The sequence below is a fragment of the Streptomyces sp. NPDC003036 genome (assembly GCF_040611175.1).
Taxonomy (GTDB): Bacteria; Actinomycetota; Actinomycetes; order Streptomycetales; family Streptomycetaceae; genus Streptomyces.
Map to the genome: position 1 here is coordinate 110,349 of NZ_JBEXNO010000016.1, position 18,991 is coordinate 129,339.

General features: G+C 70.6%; 15 protein-coding genes and 5 pseudogenes. 16 read left to right on the forward strand and 4 right to left on the reverse strand.

Going from position 1 to position 18,991, the window contains the following annotated elements; genetic code table 11:
* Positions 1-110: 110 nt before the first annotated feature.
* From ABZX67_RS14540 to ABZX67_RS14560, 5 genes and pseudogenes are all read left to right on the forward strand, one after another.
* Positions 111-1,067 carry a LysR substrate-binding domain-containing protein gene (locus ABZX67_RS14540; protein WP_355359194.1) on the forward strand — a complete coding sequence of 319 codons (957 nt, stop codon included), beginning with the start codon at positions 111-113 and terminating at the stop codon, positions 1,065-1,067.
* A gap of 116 nt (positions 1,068-1,183) precedes the next feature.
* Positions 1,184-1,432 (forward strand): annotated as a pseudogene (locus tag ABZX67_RS14545) (IS982 family transposase); the annotation flags it as partial.
* Positions 1,433-1,467: 35 nt separating this feature from the next.
* Positions 1,468-1,599, forward strand: coding sequence for a LysR family transcriptional regulator (locus ABZX67_RS14550; RefSeq protein WP_355359288.1), 132 nt, complete (start codon positions 1,468-1,470; stop codon positions 1,597-1,599).
* A gap of 591 nt (positions 1,600-2,190) precedes the next feature.
* Positions 2,191-2,380: pseudogene (locus ABZX67_RS14555) on the forward strand (dipeptide/oligopeptide/nickel ABC transporter ATP-binding protein); the annotation flags it as partial.
* A 239-nt stretch (positions 2,381-2,619) separates the two neighbouring features.
* On the forward strand, positions 2,620-3,354 hold the full coding sequence (locus ABZX67_RS14560; RefSeq protein ID WP_355359197.1) for a BTAD domain-containing putative transcriptional regulator: 735 nt from the start codon (positions 2,620-2,622) through the stop codon (positions 3,352-3,354).
* Here the strand turns inward: ABZX67_RS14560 and ABZX67_RS14565 are convergent.
* Positions 3,351-4,661 carry a YcaO-like family protein gene (locus ABZX67_RS14565; protein WP_355359200.1) on the reverse strand — a complete coding sequence of 437 codons (1,311 nt, stop codon included), beginning with the start codon at positions 4,659-4,661 and terminating at the stop codon, positions 3,351-3,353. The genes ABZX67_RS14560 and ABZX67_RS14565 overlap by 4 nt on opposite strands.
* 155 nt (positions 4,662-4,816) lie before the next feature.
* Here ABZX67_RS14565 and ABZX67_RS14570 point away from each other — a divergent pair, with 155 nt between their 5' ends.
* The 8 genes from ABZX67_RS14570 (at position 4,817) to ABZX67_RS14605 (ending at position 12,818) form a co-directional block, all read left to right on the forward strand.
* Positions 4,817-4,957, forward strand: coding sequence for a hypothetical protein (locus tag ABZX67_RS14570; RefSeq protein ID WP_355359203.1), 141 nt, complete (start codon positions 4,817-4,819; stop codon positions 4,955-4,957).
* 86 nt (positions 4,958-5,043) lie between these two features.
* Entirely contained in the window at positions 5,044-6,321 is a 1,278-nt protein-coding gene (locus ABZX67_RS14575; RefSeq protein ID WP_355359206.1) for a YcaO-like family protein, read from the forward strand.
* A complete protein-coding gene (locus ABZX67_RS14580; RefSeq protein ID WP_355359209.1) occupies positions 6,300-6,974 on the forward strand; it encodes a TOMM precursor leader peptide-binding protein in 675 nt (224 codons plus the stop codon). The genes ABZX67_RS14575 and ABZX67_RS14580 overlap by 22 nt, the downstream gene beginning before the upstream one ends.
* Positions 6,975-7,242: 268 nt before the next feature.
* On the forward strand, positions 7,243-8,631 hold the full coding sequence (locus tag ABZX67_RS14585; protein WP_355359212.1) for a nitroreductase family protein: 1,389 nt from the start codon (positions 7,243-7,245) through the stop codon (positions 8,629-8,631).
* The gene (locus tag ABZX67_RS14590) at positions 8,622-9,281 is read left to right on the forward strand and encodes a nitroreductase family protein (RefSeq protein WP_355359215.1); all 660 of its coding nucleotides are present in this window, start codon (positions 8,622-8,624) and stop codon (positions 9,279-9,281) included. The genes ABZX67_RS14585 and ABZX67_RS14590 overlap by 10 nt, the downstream gene beginning before the upstream one ends.
* A 65-nt stretch (positions 9,282-9,346) precedes the next feature.
* A complete protein-coding gene (locus ABZX67_RS14595) occupies positions 9,347-11,098 on the forward strand; it encodes an ABC transporter ATP-binding protein (RefSeq protein WP_355359218.1) in 1,752 nt (583 codons plus the stop codon).
* Positions 11,099-11,142: 44 nt separating this feature from the next.
* Positions 11,143-12,027: a DUF692 domain-containing protein gene (locus ABZX67_RS14600; protein WP_355359221.1), complete on the forward strand. Its 885-nt coding sequence runs from the start codon at positions 11,143-11,145 to the stop codon at positions 12,025-12,027.
* Entirely contained in the window at positions 12,024-12,818 is a 795-nt protein-coding gene (locus ABZX67_RS14605) for a hypothetical protein (protein ID WP_355359224.1), read from the forward strand. Before ABZX67_RS14600 ends, ABZX67_RS14605 begins: the two co-directional genes overlap by 4 nt.
* Before the next feature lie 31 nt (positions 12,819-12,849).
* Here ABZX67_RS14605 and ABZX67_RS14610 read toward each other — a convergent pair whose 3' ends face one another.
* Entirely contained in the window at positions 12,850-13,737 is an 888-nt protein-coding gene (locus ABZX67_RS14610) for a cupin domain-containing protein (protein WP_355359227.1), read from the reverse strand.
* A gap of 161 nt (positions 13,738-13,898) precedes the next feature.
* Here ABZX67_RS14610 and ABZX67_RS14615 point away from each other — a divergent pair, with 161 nt between their 5' ends.
* Both ABZX67_RS14615 and ABZX67_RS14620 read left to right on the forward strand, forming a co-directional pair.
* Positions 13,899-16,295, forward strand: coding sequence for a BTAD domain-containing putative transcriptional regulator (locus tag ABZX67_RS14615; protein WP_355359230.1), 2,397 nt, complete (start codon positions 13,899-13,901; stop codon positions 16,293-16,295).
* Between the two features lie 325 nt (positions 16,296-16,620).
* Entirely contained in the window at positions 16,621-16,824 is a 204-nt protein-coding gene (locus tag ABZX67_RS14620) for a hypothetical protein (RefSeq protein ID WP_355359233.1), read from the forward strand.
* A gap of 21 nt (positions 16,825-16,845) precedes the next feature.
* Here the strand turns inward: ABZX67_RS14620 and ABZX67_RS14625 are convergent.
* Positions 16,846-17,052 (reverse strand): annotated as a pseudogene (locus ABZX67_RS14625) (hypothetical protein); the annotation flags it as partial.
* Between the two features lie 141 nt (positions 17,053-17,193).
* Here ABZX67_RS14625 and ABZX67_RS14630 point away from each other — a divergent pair.
* Positions 17,194-17,346 (forward strand): annotated as a pseudogene (locus tag ABZX67_RS14630) (IS982 family transposase); the annotation flags it as partial.
* Between the two features lie 78 nt (positions 17,347-17,424).
* Here ABZX67_RS14630 and ABZX67_RS14635 read toward each other — a convergent pair.
* Positions 17,425-18,736, reverse strand: a pseudogene (locus tag ABZX67_RS14635) (tannase/feruloyl esterase family alpha/beta hydrolase).
* Between the last annotated feature and the right edge of the window lie 255 nt (positions 18,737-18,991).

Here is an 18,991-nt window from a genome sequence, read left to right on the forward strand (position 1 = left end):
AGTCCCTTTTGAGGTCTTCCGTGGGGGTTGGACGGAGCCCCAGCATGGCACGGCGTGCATTGATCAGTGAAATAGCTAGACTGGGTCGTGTTGATCGAAGGTGGTTATCAGTGGTGTCCGTATATAAGGGTAAGCAGCCCAGTCTGGCCCAGCTCCGCGCGTTCGTGGCGGTGGCCGAGCATCTGCACTTCCGGGACGCGGCGGCGGCGATCGGGATGAGCCAGCCGGCGCTTTCGGGCGCGGTTTCGGCCCTCGAAGAGGCACTCGGTGTCCAGCTGCTGGAGCGTACGACACGCAAGGTGCTGCTGTCCCCGGCGGGTGAGCGGCTCGCGGTACGGGCCAAGGCCGTGCTGGACACGGTCGGTGAGCTCATGGAGGAGGCGGAGGCGGCCCAGGCGCCCTTCACCGGGGTACTGCGGCTCGGCGTGATCCCGACCGTCGCGCCGTACCTGCTGCCGACGGTGCTGCGTCTGGTGCACGAGCGCTACCCGGAGCTGGACCTCCAGGTCCACGAGGAGCAGACCTCCTCGCTCCTGGAGGGCCTGGCGGCGGGGCGGCTCGACCTGCTGCTGCTCGCGGTGCCGCTGGGGGTGCCGGGCGTCACGGAACTGCCCCTGTTCGACGAGGACTTCGTCCTCGTCACGCCCGAGGGGCACGAGCTGGGCGGCCGCGACGACATCCCGCGCGAGGCCCTGCGCGAGTTGCGGCTGCTGCTGCTGGACGAGGGGCACTGCCTGCGCGACCAGGCGCTGGACATCTGCCGCGAGGCCGGCCGTCAGGACGGCGCCGCCGTCACCACCACCGCCGCGGGCCTCTCCACCCTGGTGCAGCTGGTCGCGGGCGGCCTCGGCGTGACGCTGCTGCCGCGCACGGCCGTGACGGTCGAGACCGGCCGCAACGACCGGCTGCTGACCGGCCGGTTCGCCGATCCCGCGCCGTCGCGGCGGGTCGCGCTGGCGATGCGTACGGGCGCGGCGCGCCAGGCCGAGTTCGAGGAGCTGGCGGACGCGCTGCGCGGGGCGATGGCGGACCTGCCGGTACGGATACTTCCGGAAGACGGGCACTAGATGAATGAGCCCGATGTTTGTGCTGGCCGTGACCATGGCGAAGGACGCCTGTTGGCTTTGGTGTGACTCCTGGCCTGGACGCCCTTCTGGGGCACCTGTTCCGCTACCTCTCCTAGCAGTCCGCCTACAACGAATGCCTCAACGCCGCCGGGCCACTGATCTCACACGCGGTCGAGACCCTGGCCGGACAGGTGCCCACCTGGGACGGCGGCTTGTGGCTGATCGAGTCGACGCCGGTGCCGTGCGCAGCCTCACGCGAGATGGGCAAGCGGTCCGATCTGGCAGGAAACTGTGGCTACGGCTACTGCCGCAGCCACTCACGCTTCTTCTGGGGTTTCCGGCTCTACCTGGTCACCACTGCCGAGGTCCCACCCTCGGCGAAGCATGACAGATACACGGCATCCACCCGTCGACCCTCACCCAACCCCAACAGCTCAAGCGCCTGGAGGCGGACCTCGGCGGCCCGCTGCTGATCCGAGCGGGGCGAGGCCGTCAGCTCGAACTCACCACACTTGGCAGACAAGTCGTCTAAGCCGTCCCGGACTGGGCCCACATATTGGCGGAACGGCCCCGGGTCGACCTGGACCCGAGCGGCCGAGCGCCGTCCGTAGCCAGGGTCGAAGCGGCGCAAGGACTGGGCCCGCCCCGACACGCCGGACGCGGACCGCTTCCCCGCGCCCCCCGCAGCCGGCGGTGCGCACGTTCGCCGGCCGCCGCCGACTGCACCGATTCCTCCAAGTCGCGCACTACCCCTCTCTGGCGGCGTACTGCCGTGACGTGGTCTGTCCCCCTCCACGCTGACCGTGCAGATCCAGCACCTGAGACGAGACTTCCAAGGAGCTCCTGATCCGCGGCCAGTACGGGTACCGGATGCGGCTCAGCCACCTCGGCAAGGAGATCCTGGCCACTGCCCAGCCGTACGCCGACCAGCTCGACGTATGTAAGGCGCGTGGCTCATGCCAGCGCCCGCGACCGCCATGGCCCGGCGTTGAAGGTTCTTCGCGGCCTCCACCACCGAGCACCTAAAACTTGAGACGGCTATAGGTTCAGGGGCCTTTGCACGAAGCTGGTTCGTCCGGTTCGTCCGGTTCGTCCGCCCGAGGCGACCGTCGACGGGCCGTAACGCGAGCGCATCCGCTCGCCGGGTGACGTCCCGTCGCCCATCAACCCACTGTCCAACTGCCTCTTCCACACCCGCTGCCGGGAAGGTTCAGGAGAAGTGCGCCACGGAAGAGCTGCCGCTGGTTTAGCTCCCTGGCAACCAAGAGGGTCACCTTACGGCCCGCCACTTTCCGGAGCACTCCACCATCAAGACCCCTGCGACGACGTCGTCATGGACCTGTCCTGGCATCCCTGGAGCAGGACGGCGACAAGTAACCCGTGTCCGTCCCCGACACCACAGCGAGGCCCCCTGCCCAGGTGGCGAATTCAGGGAGCCTCGCCCGCTTCCCCGTGTCGGTCGCCGCAGGGCGCCCATGCGCGATCCAGGCGGCCACCGTGCAACTCAATGGCATGTTGAGTCGCACAGAGGTTTTTGGGGAGGGAGTGCGTGATGGAGTTTCGGCTCTTCGGCGAAGTGCACGTGGTAGGCGGGGGAATCCGGGTCCACCCCAGCTCGGGGCGGGCCCGTACGCTCTTGGCGGCGCTGGCTTGGGAGCCCGGCGAACTCGTCCCCGACGAGCGGCTGATCGGCCGGATCTGGGGCGAGCGGCTGCCCGCCGACCCTCGAGATGCCCTGTACACCTGCGTCAAGCGGCTGCGGCGGGCCCTGGCTGTCCTCGGCGGCGGCGCTGACCGGGTCGTGCGTCGGCATGGTGGCTACCTCCTGGCAGCGGAGCACGCCGACACCGATGTGAGTAGGTTCCGTACCCTGGTCCGGCAGGCCCGTGAGGAGACTGACGCCACGGTCGCCGCCTACCTCTACGAGCGGGCGATCCGTACGGCGTCGGGTACACCGCTCGTCGACGCAGACTCCTCCTGGGCCTCCCGCGTCGGCGAAGCACTCGAGCGGGAACGCCTCGCAGCCAGGACGGCTGCCGCCGAGGCGTGGCTGCGCGCGGGCCGGCACGAGGAACTGCTTCCCGAACTCATCCACCTGACCCGGGAGCAGCCGCTGGACGAGGCGGTCGCGCTGCTGCTGATGGACGCGCTCCACCGCAGCGGGCGGGGCGCGGAGGCACTCGACTGCTACACGAGTCTACGGCGCCGACTGGTCGACCAGCTCGGCGTGGAACCGGGCCGGGCCGTACGGCAGGCGCACCAACGCCTCCTGGGCGCTCGCTCCTAGCCCATCGGCTGCGGCCAGGGGTTCAGGGACTCTCGGGGCAGTACCCGGTACCCCATGCGCGCGGGTGCCTCATACAACCGGGGGTGCGCGGTGAACTGCGCCAGCGGCATGAGTGCCATCGGCTGGAGGTCGGCGATGACCACGTTCACGGCGGTGAGCCCGACGTCCACGAGCTCACGGGGCGTGCGGTCGACGGCGACCGGCCGCATGCCCACGTCCGCGAACCGCGTCAGCAGCCGAGCCAGGGCCTCGGACGGGTCGTCCGGCAGCGACGGCCGTACGAAGGGGGCGGGCCGGTCGTCCGATGCCGCCAGCAGGAAGTCGAACGCGTGACGGTGCTCGGCTCGCCCCATGTATCGCGCGGTGTCTCCGGCGGCATACATGGTCTCTGGGGAGTCCGCAGCGTCGCTCTCTGGCACGCTGTGGATGTGGAGGGGGGAGCCAAGCGCCTCCAAAAGGGCCTTGTGCGCGGCGGCACCGATGTCGCGGCCGCAGCTCGCGCCCACCATTTGCCGCGCACGCCGGTCATGCCGGGCGGAGATCACACAGTAGGCCGTCGGGACACCCAGGTCGGAGGTGGCATCGAAGAGGCGGACCTCCTTGAAGCGGAGGCGGCACCATTCGACAAGCCGCACCACATCCCCGGTCAGGTGAGCCGAGTGGATCTCAGGCAGGGGGAGCCGCTGCAGCCAGAGCACCGCGTTGGCGTCCCGCTCGATGACCTCGAACATGCCCCGGACGACGGCTTCCACGGGATCGGTGTGGACGGCGAAGCCCGTGGAGATCCGCGGGGCGAAGCGTTCGGCGGGGCCGACGTCCGCTACGCCGTAACAGGCCATGACGGACGGCACCCACACCGGTTCACGGGTAATCAGGTCGAGTCCGGAGCTCCAGCGGATCGGCGCGGCCGGGTCGAAGGGCACCACGGGGCAGCCCGGACGGGCGTACTCCTCTGGTGAACAGCGCGGGTACCGCTCCGGTTCGAGACACTCCCCAGACAACTCGTCGGCCGTCGCACGAATGCGGTGCTCGCTCAGGACGTCGTGGCCAGCGTACCGCTCCGCCGTTTCCGCGATGGCGATGAACCGGGCACGCTGCGGATCACCCCACACGTGGCCGCCACCGATCAGTTCCGGTCCGGCGCTGACGCCGTGGCGGTGCGTGTTCCCGCCCTCCGCCTTCCAGAAGTGGTACTCCCCAGGGAAACCCGCCGTCGGGAGTGCACCGACCCGGGAGACGAGCCCGAACCGCGAGACGAGGCCGTCGAGGGAGGTCGGAGGGGAGGTGGTCTCCTGTTGGCGCACCATCGCTCGCTCCTGCTTGCTGTCGGGTGACTGGTGGCTTCACAGCCTGGCAGCGGCTTCGGTCGGCACTCGGTCGCCGACCGACCGAGCGCCGACCGGGCGGTGACGGACCGCTTGAAGAGACTTGCCCCTACCGACCAAGCGGGAAGGAGAAGACGATGGACGCAACGGGCACGAATCCGGAACTGGACCTCGATCTCGACGACTACGAGGACGTCGGGACGGAGGGACTCGATCCCATGTGCGGTGTGAGCAATTCCAGCTACAACGGCTGTTCTTCCGGCGAGTCCTGCCGGTAAGCGGACATCGGACAAGCCACTTCAAGAGGCACATGCCCTGTCTGGCCGGGCCATCGACCCGGCCAGACAGGGCACGGGGAGACACAGTGAACTCGGAGCTCGTCGACAGCCTGGTGTCGCCCTACGGGGTGGTGACAGCGGTCCGTGACGCACGCCCGACGCGAATCAGCGCCCGGCTGTTGTCCGCCACCGCCCGGACTGGCGCCCCAGCCTCCCGCGCCAGGCGCCGTGGCACCACGCTGTTGGGCGGCGGCGGGCGCAGCTGGGACGACGCCGCGCGAGCCCGGTTCATTGCTGTCGCGGAAGCCGCCGAATCGTACGCCATGGCGCTGGACCCGCCCGAACGGGAGGTCGTCCACGCGTCCGCGAACGAGCTCGCCGGCCGCTGTCTGGAACCCGACCGGTACCCGCGCTGTTCCGCGCGGGAACTGGCTGCTCCGGAGTGCCCCGTCGTCCCGTTCGACCCGGACGCCACCATCCGATGGGTCCAGGGACTGGACCTGGTGACGGCCGATCCGGTCTGGGTGCCCGCCGTCATGGCCTGCCGGGACCTCGCACCCCTGGACGACGGGGAGCGGTTCCTGCACCGGCTGTCGACCGGGCACGCCGTTCACACCGATCCAGTGGAGGCCGTCGTCCGCGCCACCTTCGAGGTCGTCGAGCGGGACGCGGTGGCCGTGCTGTGGCTTCAGCGGTTGTCGCTGCCTACTGTTCCGTACGGGCGGCTCACGCCCCTTACGCGTCACCTGATCGCCGACTGCCGGCAGCACCATCTCGACGTCCGAATCCTCGACGCCACGACGGACATCGGGATCCCGACCGCCTACTGCGTGCTGACGGCGGAGCGCCATCCACGCATGCGCCACTGGGTGGCGGCGGGTACGGAACGCAGCCTGGGGGAGGCGGCCGCCAAGGCACTGGAGGAAGCGGTCGGTCTGGCCGGACTCCTGCTCGATGGCGCCGAAGCGCCGCCCGATCCGGCGCAGTTCTCGGCGGTGGCCGACGGAGCGCGCTACATGGGCCGGCCCGAGCATGCGGCCGCGTTCGACTTCCTGTTCGGGTACGCGGGTGTCGGGCCATCCCGCGCGGCGCTGCCCGACGCACCGGACCCGGCGCTCGCCGCGTTGACCCGGTGCCTGGCCGAGGCGGGCGCCAGACCCGTGGTCATCGACCGGACCCCGCGCGAACTGCTGGACGTCGGACTCACCGCCGTCCATGTTGTCATCCCTGACCTCCAGCCCCTGAGCCTGCACCCCTTCGCCCAGTTCACCGCGCATCCCCGGCTCTACGAAGCACCCGCCCGCATGGGGCTGCGCGTGCTGCCGGAAGAGGAGCTGAACCCATGGCCACAGCCATTCGCCTGACCCAGGCACCCCTCGAAGTTGATCCGTCTTCGGCGGTGTTCGCCGGAACCGGACCGTTCGGCCGCAGCGTGGCGCGGTTGCTGGCCCGTACGACTGGCGGTAGGGACCTCACCGCGGACCTCCCGCCGGACGGTGACCCGTGTGCCGCGTTCGACAGTGCCCCCAGCGCCGTCGTCCTGGCTCTGTGGCGGCCCGCCCCGGCGCTCTGCGAGCGGGTCGACGAGCGGTCCCACGCCACCGGGATCCCCTGGCTCTCGGTCGTTCTGGAGCCCTCGACGCTCCAGGTAGGCCCTCTGGTCGTACCGGGCGCCGGACCCTGCCACCGGTGCCTGGAAGAGCGCCGGACGCAGCACGACCGCCACTGGCCGGAGACCGCAGCGCTGCACGCGGCGTACGACCGCGACCCCAGATGCGGCCCGCGCGGCCACTTGCCCCAGCACGTCACCACGGCCGCCGGGCTCGCGGCCACCGTGCTGAGCCGTCCCCGCGACCACGTCGGCCAAGTGCTCACCGCCCGGCTGCGGGGCGTGTCCGTACGACGGGACCGCCTGCTCGCCTGCCATGGCTGCGCGCGCTGTGGCCAGCCATTGCCCGACCGGGACCTGCGGGTCCTGCTGCGCCTGAACACGAAGGAGGACGCTGGTGTCCAGTGAGGCACCCCCCCTGCTGAGCAGGGGCCTTGCCGTCGTACCGACCGATGGTGCGTTGATCGTGCAGGGCGCCGGGCAGCGCCATGTGTTCCGTGGCCGATCCGCGACTGACCTCCTGCCCCGCCTGCTCCCGCTGCTCGATGGTGCCCGGAGCCGTGCCGACGTGGCGGCGGAGCTCGGAATCCCCCCGGCGCAGTTGGACCGTGTCCTCATGCTTCTCGGCAGCCGGTCCCTCTTGGATGTGCCTCACCCGAGTTCCGGGGTGGGGGAAGTGGCGAAGGAGGTACGGGACCACTACTCCCGCAGCCTCGACGGCAACGGGGGCCATGCGAGCACCCCCGCCCTGCTCGATGCCCTCGCAGCCACCGCAGTCCACGTGACCGGCCGCTCCGCCGTCGCCTCCGCGATCGCCGTCGACCTGCGCACATGCGGCGTCCGCGCCGCAGCGGCGGGCCCCCTCGACGGCGTCACGGCCACCGCTCTGACCCGCACGGAACGCCACCTGGTTGTCGTGGTCGAGGACGCCGGGGACCCGGAGTGCCCGGCCCGGACAGCCGAGCTGTGCGGGCCCCTCGGCATCCCCGTACTGCGCGTCGCGGCCTCCTCCACATGGTTCGAGATTGGGCCGTTCTTCCTAACGGGCTTCACGGCCTGCCCGGATTGCCTGAACAAGGGCCGTGTGGATGCCGGATGGTCGTCGGGGGAGCCCGGGCAGCCCGCGGCCGACGTCACGCTCGCCGGTCTCGTCGCCTCCGAGGTCTTCGCGCTGCTCACCGGCGCGACCGCCCCGGCTATGATCGGCATCACACGGATCTCCCAGGACGACTGGACCACCGAGCAGCACGTGGTCGTCCCGCGCCCTGGCTGCCCGTGCGACGACACCGGGGGCGGGGGACCGGAGCCCGACCCCGTCGACGTCCACCTGCGCGCGGTCGACCACGCTGCACCCGCCGTTCTGCAGGGCGGCCCGCCGCCGCGCTCGGCCCGCGAGCGGTGGGCGGAGCTCGGAAGGAAACGGCCCGCGTTCCACGCGTATCCGAGCCGCACTCTTACCGGCGAACGCCTGCGCCTGCCGGGCGTATTCGGCGAGACCACCGCCCCCGCCCCCGGTCCCACACGAGCCTCCGCCCCCACTCCCAGGTCCCCGGACCTCGCCCTGGTCGCCGACCTGCTGGCCCGCACGGCGGGGCGCCGGGGCAGTCCGGGCGACGGCGCGTGGCAGCGCTGGGCGCCCACCGGGGGACAGCTTGGCTCGGTGGAGATTCACCTCCTCACCGACGCCGGTGTGCCCGGCTTGCCGGGCAGCGTGTTCCGCTACGACGACGTGGCACACGCCCTGATCGCCCTACGCGCTGACCCCATGCCCATGGCGAGCATCCTGGCGGGCACCGATCTGCGCGTCGACGAGCTCGAGGCGGCCCTCGTGTTCACGGCGGCGCACGGCAGGGTGGCGGCCAAGTACCGGGATTTCGCCTACCGCCTCACTCATCTGGACGCCGGCTGTGCCGCCACCCAACTCGACGCCGTGGCACGGGCACACGGGCTGTCGGTGCGGTTCGCCACGAGCTGGGACGCATCACCGGCCGAACACCTCGACCTGACTGATGACCAGTACGTGACCGCGATTGCCGGACTCCTCCGAGGTGAGACATGCCCCTGATCCCCCTGGACGAAGCCGCCACAGCCACCGCCGAGCGGGTGCGGCGCCGTGCACCGTTTCCCGCCGCCGCGCCGGACCGGCGGGACTCCGCCGTGGGCACCCTCACGCCCGGTGCCCGCTCCCTGGACGAGGTACTGGAGGGCAGAAAGTCCGTACGAGAGTTCACCGACGTGCCCGTGGCCAGGTCAACGCTGCTGGCGGTGCTCGACCGAGCCGCCGCCGCCCAACGGCGGCAATGGCCGGCCGACCGCTACGGCGACCCGGTCCTGCAGCTGATTGTCGCCGCCCGCCACGTCGAAGGCCTGTCGAAGGACCTGTACGCCTGGTCGGCGGACGGCAAGCTCCGCCCGCTCGGCGTGCCGTGCGACGAGAACGCACTCGCCGGCGACTACACCGACGCACCGGCCTATGTGTTCGTGTGCGGGTCCGTGCGGCGGGTGGGCCCCGACGCCCTGGCCGGTCAGATGTTCCGCGCGGGCTCGGCGGGGTACGCGGTGTGGCTCGCTGCCCGCACGCACGGCCTGGAGTGCTCGGCGTTCGGCGCTGCCCATGCCCCGGTCCGGAGTGCGGCCGCCGCCGTCCAAGCCGGGGCGCGGCATCTGTTCACCGTGGCCATCGGCCACGCGCACGATTCGGTCGCCCGGCCATGAGGACCGTGGGCCGGGCACCGGCACAGCAGACCCGGGAGGCCTGCACCGGGCAGGTACTGCGGCGGATGGGTAAACGCCTGCGGCCCTACCGCCGGAACACGGCTCTCTCCCTGTGCCTGGCCGTGATCACGGTCGCGCTGTCGACGGCGGTGCCGCTGCTTCTCCAGCGGGTCATCGACGAGGCACTGCCCCGCCGGGACACCACGCTGCTCACTACACTGTGCGGGCTGATGCTGCTCATGGGGCTGGCCGCCAGTCTCCTGGCCATCGCGCAGACGGCACTCACCAACTGGATCGCCCAGCGGGTCTCGTCGCGGCTGCGCGTCGACGTCTACGACCGCGCCCACGCCCAGCCGCTGCGCTTCTACAGCGAGAAGGGCCCGACGCAGGTGCAGTCCCGCCTGGTCAGCGACATCGACGGCATCGAGCGCCTGCTGACCGGTACCCTCCAGCAGGCGTTGGGCTCGGTCGTCACCCTGATCACGGCGTGCGTCGCGATGGTCGTTCTCAGCTGGCCCCTCGCCGTGCTGTCCGTAACCCTGGCCGCCCTGCTCAGCGTGTTCAACACCCACTTCGCCAGGCGCCGCCGCGACCTGGCCCGGCGGCGCCAGGGGTTGCTCACCACTGTCCTCCGGTACGTCGCCGAGGACCTGTCGCTCTCCGGCGTCCTGCTCGGCCGCACGCTGCGGCGGACGGACGCGCAGCGGCGGCGTTTCGTGGCCGTCTCTGACGAGATTCAGGAGGTGACGTTCCGGCAGCGCATGGTGGGCATGTCCGCAATCACCATCATCGGCGCGTCGTTCGCCTGCATCCCGCCCCTGATCTACTGGATCTACGGCACCTTCCTGCCCGGGGTCTCTATCGGGACCGTCGTGGTCCTGGTCATGCTGCAGGCCAGGCTGGCCTCGCCAATGCAAAGCCTGCTGCGGCTGAGCGGCACGCTCCAGACGTCCGTCGCGATGTTTGAGCGGGTCCTGGAGTACCTCGATATGACACCGGCCGATGTCCCGCCGGCCCCCGAAGCAACGCCCGTCGCGGCTGGCCCGGCCGAGCTGCGGCTGCGTGGCGTCTCGTACCACTACCCGGGGGCGCCCGCGCCGGCGATCGCCGGGCTGGACCTGGACCTTCCGCCCGGCTCCGTCACGGTCGTCACGGGCCGCACCGGCTCGGGCAAGAGCACGCTCGGGCTTATCCTCGCCGGGCTGCTGCCGCCCGACAGCGGCAGCGTCCGCCTGGACAGCAAGGAAGGCACCGGACGGCTGCGCTCCGCCGTCACGCTGCTGCCCCAGCACATCGCGCTCCTGCACGGCACGGTCCGGGACAATCTACTCTTCGCGCGCGACGACGCCACCCCGACGGAACTCGACCGCGCGCTGGAGGCCGTCGGCCTCGACACGGTCGTCGCCGCCCTGGGCCAAGGCATCGACACACCCGTAGGGGAGAATGGGCTGCACCTCTCCGGCGGCGAGCGACAGCGGCTCGGCATCGCACGCGCCCTGCTGGCCGACTGCCGGACACTTGTGGTCGACGAGGCCACCAGCGCCCTCGACCACCACACCGCTGACCTCGTCAACAGAGCGCTGCGCACGCACTGCCGCGACAAGACCCTGGTGCTCATCACCCACCGGCTGCCCGACCTGGAACCCGACGACCGGGTCGTAGTCCTGGACCGGGGTCGGGTCGCCGAGTTCGGCACGCACGCCGGGCTCAGTGCCACCGGGGGCGAGTACGCTGCCCTGCTCGCCGCCCAGCGCGGCGGCACGGTGCCCACCCTGCCGTCGAAGACGCTCTCGCCTGTCGCAGCACCGCCCCCGTAAGCCGCGCACAGGCCACGTACGTACGGACAACGGAAGGACACTGCATGCCCCGCAATTCGCTCCCCGACCTTCCCGAGCTGGGGGTGGGGCTTGGCTACCGCTCGGCCCTCCACGACGACACGCTCGCCGCTCGGGCGCGGATCGACTGGCTGGAGATCGTCACCGATCGCTTCCTGCGGGGACGCGACGCGGAACTGCTGCTCGAACTGCGGCGGTCGTTCACGCTCGTGCCGCACGGCGTGGAACTGTCCATTGGCTCCGACGCTCCCCTGGACCAGGCGTACCTGGATGCGGTCGCGGCCGTGGCCGACGCCGTCGACGCCCCATGGGTGAGTGATCACCTGGCCTTTACGCGGGAGCGGGGAGTCGACCTGCTCACGCTGGCCCCGGTGCTGCGTACCGAGGAGAAGGCTGCCGCCGTGGCCGCGAAAGCGCGGGCGGTCGAGGACCGCCTGGGTCGGCCGTTCCTGCTGGAGAACATCACGTACTACATGGAAATGCCGGGTGGCCTGTCCGAGGCCGAGTTCATCACGACGGTCCTCGAGCGCTGTGACAGCGGTCTGCTGCTGGACCTGAACAACGTGGCGACCAATGCCGTCAACCACCACTTCGATCCGTACGCGTTCCTCGACGCGATCCCGCTGGACCGTGTCGTCCAGGTACACCTGGCGGGCAACGTCCCGGAGGAGCCGTCCGGCGGCCTCGTCGTCGACCGGCACGACGGTCCGGTGAGCGAGGACGTCTTCGCGCTCCTGGAGTACGTGGCGGCGCGGGTCCACCTCAAGGCCGTGTCCATCGAACGCGACCAGCACTTCCCCGACGACTTCGGCGAGCTGCTGGACGAGCTGACCCGCACCCGCTCCGCCCTCGCCGCAAGTCAATCGATCGGTCACGTGACTGCAGGTGCGTTGACCGTGAACGCGCGATGAACCGGCCGGATTCGACGAGCCTTCAGGGGCTCTTGGCCAGGATCTTGGTCGACGCCCGGCTCGCGGACGAACTGCGCGACGACCCGGTGCGCTTCTCGCGGGTCCACGGCGTGGACGAGAACGCAGCACGGCAGCTGGCCGCCCTGCCGTGCGGCGGTTTCGCGGTCACGGCGTCGACGGCCCGGTATTCCCGGGAGAGCTGGGTCCGGGCCTCCTTCCCCGCCACGTTCGCGCTCGTCGCGGCTACGGAGGACGAGAGCCGTCTGATGCAGGTCTGCCTAGAACATGGCACCTTTGACGACGCCGCCGCGACAGGCCGACGGCTCGGTGCTGCGGTGGAGCCCCCATCCGGCGGCGTCGGCACCCGCGACAGGCTGCTCGCCGAGGCGGTCTCCTTCGAAACATGCTCGCACGAAGCCCGGGCCCAATGGAATGCCGTCGCCCCCGCACCGACCGCACGGCCCGTACTCCGCCCCGGAGTCCTTGTGGCTGGATTCAGCCGTCCGATGGCCGAAGTGGTCCGGATGATCCTCCAGGGTCCGGTGCCCCATGAATTCCCGGAAGGTGCTACACATTACGTGATGCGGGCGACGGCGAAATCAGACCCCGTGCGCTGTTATCGGATAGCACCGAAATTGGCGCATATGCTCCTGTCCTGCGATGGATCCAGGTCGACCTCGGAGGTCGCGGAGGCAGTCGGAATTCTTCGGGAATCGGTGGAGCGGAGTCTGCATTCCCTGGCGGCTATGGAATTCATTGCGTGGATTCCGGATGTAGGTTCGAATATGTGATCCGGTGCTGGTCCGTCGATTCTCGGAATTCCTACTCATTTGGCGGCTTTCCGTCTTCGAACCGTGCCTGCAACTCGTGGGCGCCGCTGATCAGCTCTTCGGTGGAGAGGGCCGCGATCTCCCGTGCGGCCTCTCGCAGCAGCCGCTGGGCAACCTCGTGCAGGTCCATGTCATCCAGCGGGCGAGGCGGCAGCTCCGCGCCGACGCGCCGCACCCTACGGCCCAGCTCCTGCCGCAGCTCCTTGGTGCCGACCTCCCGGACGGTCAGCGACACGTGAACGGAGAAGGCATCGCCGCCCACACCCGCGTGGGCGAAGCCCCTCGGTACGTACAGGGCCTCGTCCTCCCGCAGCTCCACCTCCAGGAGCGGATCCCCGGCGTCGGCCGCGGGACCGGGGCCCCACATCCCGCCCTGCGGCCCGGCATGGATCGACCACCGCTTGGCGCCCGACGTCTGCAGCATGATCACGTCGGCGTCGTCGCGGTGCACCCGTATGCCGGGCATGCCGGGCGCCGTGCAGAAGGCAAACGCGTCGACCCTCCGCCCCAGGCGCTGACCCACCGCCGCCGCCAGCTCCCGCGTGGGTCTGTGCCAGTGGTCGAGCCGCGGTAAGACGAGCGTCGCGCCGTTTTTCAGGAAGGAGCGGACGCGGTCCGGGTCGACCACGCCGTCGGCCCTAGCCGCACGTACCTGACGGCTGTGGCAGAACTCCTCGGGATTCAGCTTCTGCCCACCCATGACCAATTCGGCATAGGGTGTTCTGAGCAGGCCGCCGTCGAGCAAGCCTTCCATTCCGTTCAAGTCCAGTACAGCGTCGCGGAATCCGGAGATCCGGAAATGGCAAGGTGTTGCGCGCCAGCTCGCGCCGATCTCTTCGGTCAACATATCGGCGAAGTCGGAGAATGTGTCGCTCAGCATGCCTGAAATATATCTCAGCTGTGATCCCGTGTCAGCATGGAACTGTGTCCGCGATGGATCCGGGTGGCGCTTTTCCCGGGCGCATCTCGGGCTCCGTAACGCCGTGGGCACGTCAGGAATCCCGTTGCCCCGCTGTCCGAGGTATCGGTTATGGTCTGGAGATGACCGTTCAGCACCGTCGCTTTCGCCTGCTGGGGCCTCTGGAAATCGAGGTTGACGGCCGCACCGTCCGGCTCACGGGCCGTCAGCGTGCGCTGTGCGGTGTGCTGCTGCTCGACGCCAACAAGGTCGTGTCGGTCGAGAACATCGTTCGCAGCCTCTGGGAGCACCCGCCCGCCGCCGGGGAGGCGCGCGTACGGTCCCTCGTCGCCGAGGTGCGCCGGACCGTCGGCCCCGCCGGCGCCGAGGCGCTGATGACCCGCAACCCCGGATACGTCATGTGCGTCGAGTCCGGACAGCTGGACGTGTACGAGTTCGAAGAGCTGGTACGCCTCGGCTCCCGCGCCGCCGCGCACACCGACTGGACCGGCGCCCTGCGCAGCTACGACCGGGCCCTCGCGCTCTGGCGCGGCGAACCGTTGCCGGACCTGCCGTCGGCGCCGGAACGCCGCCGTTTCGAGGAACTCCGCACCGCCGCGACGGAGGGGCGGCTGGAGGCCGCGGTGGCGCTCGGGCACCACTCCTGGGCCGTCGCCGAGCTGTCCCGCCTCGCCCGGGAGCACCCACTGCGCGAGCGCCCGCACGCGTTACTCATGCGGTCGCTGCGGGAGGAGGGACGTACAGCGGAGGCGCTGGAGGTGTATGCGACGTTCCGACGCAGGCTCGTGGAGGAGATCGGGGTGGAGCCGTCCGCCGAGCTCCGCGAGCTGCACCTGCGCCTGTTGAGGGCCCCGCACAACCGGCCCGCAGCCCCGCCCGAGCCCGCCTCCACACTCTCACCCGCACCGGCACCTGGGCCCCCAACCCGCGCTGCCCGCCCTGCCTGTACGCCTGTGCCGCGGCAACTTCCCCCGGTGACACCGCTCTTCGTCGGGCGCGACAACGAGATGCGGCGCCTGGATGCCTGGCGTGAGGACGCCGCGCACGCCGTTCTCCTCGTCGGCCCCGCGGGCGTTGGCAAGACCGCACTCGCGCTGCACTGGGCCCACCGCGCCGGACGACATTTCTCCGACGGCCAGTTGTTCCTCAACATGCGGGGTTTCGCAAAGGCCGAGCCGATGACCCCGGAGGAGGCACTGCCCCTGCTGCTCCAGGGGCTGGGCTACGAGCAGACAGACATCCCCGCGTCCTTCGACGCCCAGGCGTCCCTGTACCGCACGGTCCTGGCCGAGCGGGCGGTCATGGTCGTGCTGGACGACGTGGCGGACCGGGGGCAGGTACTGCCCCTACTCTGCAACAGTGACCATTCCCTCACCGTCGTGACCAGCCGCGCCCGGCTGGGCGGGCTCGTCGCCCTGGACGGGGCCCGCAGGCTCACCTGCGGCGTCCTCGACGCCCGTGAGTCCTTCGAACTGCTCCGCAATGCCGCGGGGGCGGAGCGGGTGGACGCGGAGGCCGGTGCGGCGACGGAGCTGGCGGCACTGTGCGGGCACCTCCCCCTGGCCCTGTGTATCGCAGCCTCCTGCATGGCCGACGAACCGACGGGCAGCATCGCCCAGTACGTACGCGATCTCGACCGCCTCGGCCGGCTTTCCCACCTGCGGGCGGACGGGGACAGCAGTGTGTCGGTGCAGTTGGCGCTCGACGTCTCATACGAGGCACTCCCCGCCGGGAGCCGCGAGGCGTTCCGGCTCCTCGGCGTGCTATCGGGAACCGAGCGTTCGCTCGCCGCTGCTGCGGCAGCGGTCGGTGCGGACGTGGACCACGTGCGCGACGCACTCGGCGTCGCCGCCCGGATCCACCTGGTGCGGAGGTCGGGTCCCGACAGGATCGTCTGGCACGACCTCATACACGACTACGCGCGTCAACGTGCCCTGGAAGAAGATGGCGAGCAGGCTCGGGCAGCGCTGCTGAGAGTCCTTGACCACTATCTGCACAGTGCCGCGAACGCCGCGCAGGCGGCGGGTATGCACGCCAGCCTCGACCTCGTTGCGCCCGTACCGGGTGCCGACCCCGTACGGTTCGACGGCCGTGACGAAGCTTTGGCGTGGTTCGACGCCGAGTGGAAGGACATTGCGTCGGCCATCACACATGTGGCCGAGCACGGTCCGCGCCCGTATGCCTGGCGGCTGGTCGCGACCGTGCAGGACTTCCTGCAGCACCGTCGGCCTCTGTCGGACTGGCTGCGCGTGGCAGAGACCGCGCTGCGCGCCGCGGAGCAGGAGAACGATCCGGCCGGCCGGGCGGCCATGCAACTCTCCCAGGCGCATGCTCTGTGGAGGGGCGGCAGCCTGGAGGCGGCGGTGCCGGCGTGCCGGCGTGCGCGGGACCTCGCGCGGGACGCCGGCTGGGAGCATGGGGAGGCACTGGCTCTCAAGCTCATGGGCGTCCTGGTGCAGCAGCAGGGCGATCCGGGGCGGGCCTCGTCCCTCTACGCGCTCTCGCTCGGCATGCTGTAAGACCTCCGGCATCATTGAGACCGTGAGTATGCGCCCCCTATGGAAGGCGTCAGTCGGTCCGCGTCGCGAGCGCCTGCGCGCCGGGCTGGAACATGAGGCGCCCAAAGCGCACGCCAGCTCATTGCCATGCAAGGCGTCGAGGCCCTCAGCCTGTCGGCGGTGGCGCGGCAGGTAGGGGAGCTCCGCCGATGCTGTCTTGCTACTTCGAGGGAAAGCCGGGCCTCACGCTTGCCGTTTACGAAGCGGTGACGCGTGACTTCGTGGCGACCGTCCGCGAAGGCGGCCGACGCGAGCCTTCCACCACTCCATCCTCGGTGAGTACGACATGGTCCGCGCCGTCATCGACCGGCTCCGCGAGCTCGCCCGGATCGGCGACGACGCCTACTACGCCGACATCGTCCACTACATGGGCGGCGTGCTCCTCCCGGCGCCCTCCCCCGCGCGCTGGCTCGACGGACCAGAAGCGGTCCGCGCCCGTTGGCATCACCTCGTCCAGAACCGCCGAGTTCATCTCCGCGCCGACGGGTAACCCGGTCCCGGAGTCAGGGAGTCAGGGGGTTGGGTTCAGGACGCGGATCGGCTCACCGATCCACCGGTCGGGGGCGGTGGTGGCGATGATCGCCCCATCGGGGCGGTCCGGAGTCGGCTGGGCTGCGTACTGGCAATGCGCCGCCACCCAGGTGTCGTGCCGGGCCACGGCCAGAGCAGCCGGGCGGTCCAGGTTGAGCACGGTGGCCCCCGGCAGCACGGCTGGATGAATCAGTCCGATGTTTGTGCTGGCCGCGACCATGGCGAAGGACGCCCGTTGGCTTGGGTGTGACTCCTGGCCTGGACGCCCTTCTGGGGCACTGTACGTGTTCATCGACGACCATGTGGCTCCTCGTTGCCGGATCGGGCGGGACTGCTCAGCCTGGAACAACACGGCGGTAGAACACCTGCCGGAGTCTTCTCCCGCACCGGACAACGACTCCTCGCCCTCGCCGCCGGCATCTGGCACAACTGGACCACCGGCGCGCAGGTCAAACGATCACTGATCGTCGACGATTATTGAGGACATCGCACTCATTCATCTAGAGCCGGTCGCTCGTTCGCGCCGCGATGTCCTCGCCCCAGCCAATCGCCCCCTGGGTCAGCGCGGGGCGGAGCAGGTGAAGCTGTCCGCCGAGTCCGGGCTGCCGCTGCCGGGGTATTTCGGCCAGGACGGGTAGGCGCACAGCGGCCGGGTCCGGCCGTTCGCCGCGGGGGTTGGCGTCCCTGACGACCGGCCGCAGGGGAGCGGCGTCCTTCTCCACCCACTGCTCCAGGGCGCTCAGGGAGTCCCAGCTCGCCGCGAAGGAGGTGTCGATGTTGACGTGGTTGGCGCCGGGCACGAGGTAGAGCTGGGCGAAGTCGTCGGTGGCGTGCTTGCCCATGCGCTTCTGAACGCGGTGGAAGTAGTCGACCGTGGAGCGGTGGCTGACGAGCTCGTCCGCCGTGCCGTGCAGCATGAGCAGCTTGCCGCCGGCCTCGGCGAAGGGGCGCAGGTCGGGGTTGTTGACGTCCTGGAGCGCCGAGAGCTCGCTGATGCGCCGTTGCCAGGCACCGGGGCGGCGGGGGCCCAGGGCCAGGGAGTCGTACGCGGGGTCGCGGGTGACGAAGTGGCGCACCCACTGGTCCCAGAACTGCACGCCGTAGCCGCTGCTCTTCGGCGTCGGGTGGGCGGGGGCTCGGTGCCCATGCCCAGCAGGGGCGTCGACATGTCGGCACCGGAGAGGAAAGGGGAAGCCGGGGTAGCCCTTCTCGCCACTGGCGAGGCGGTGGCTCCACCGCAGGGGCGAGGACAGCTCCCGTACGGCACGGATAGGGGCATCGGACAGACAGGTGTCGGCGGTGTCGGCGCCGTGCGGGCAGCGCAGCGCGCGGCGCGGGTCGAAACGGCAGCCGCGCTCATCGGAGACGACGCCGTCGCGCAGGCCGTCGCCACCGTCGCAGGCCGCGAGGACGGCGCGGTGCAGCAGCCGCTGCTCGGCGGGGTTCAGGAAGGCGCCGGGGCGCGACAGGACCCGTGCCTCGTGGCCGAAGAACAGATCGAGGCTCGCGGCGTTCCAGGCGGGGTAGACGGCGAAGACGCCGTCGAAGTCGGTGCGCCAGCGCTGGGCCACGGCGAGCGCCTCCCGTCCGCCGGTCAATCCGCCGGCGAAGTAGCCGCGCGGCGGAGCACCTCTCCTGTAGTGCGCCTCGATGAGGAAGTGCCCGGTGTCGCGGGCCTTCTTCAGGGCGTCGCCCGCGAAGTTGCGCACCGCCTCGTTGTCGACGCCGAAGGACCCGTCGAGGGAGGTGGTGGGCTTGAAGTCGGGTGCGGCCTGGTGCCCCGAGTCGCCGGCGAATGTGGCGTAACCACGGCTCAGCGGGCGGAGCCCGTCGGTCGGGTCGAACGGGACGTTGCCGATGACATCCGGGATGGTGCTGTTGTAGCCCCCCGCCGCCGAACATCATCGACTTCCCGTTCCACCGCTCGGGCAGCGCGAGGCGCATCCTGATGTCGGGGGCTTTCGGGTCCACCGGGTGGATGGCGGCGTCCACGCGGGAGTGAGCCACGGTCCCGCCGGCGCCGGCGCCGGCCGCCGGGACCGCTCGCGCGGCGGTCACCTCGGCGCCCGTGGTGGGCAGACCGATCGCAGAGGCGGGGATCCGCAGGCCCAGCAGATCCCCGCACG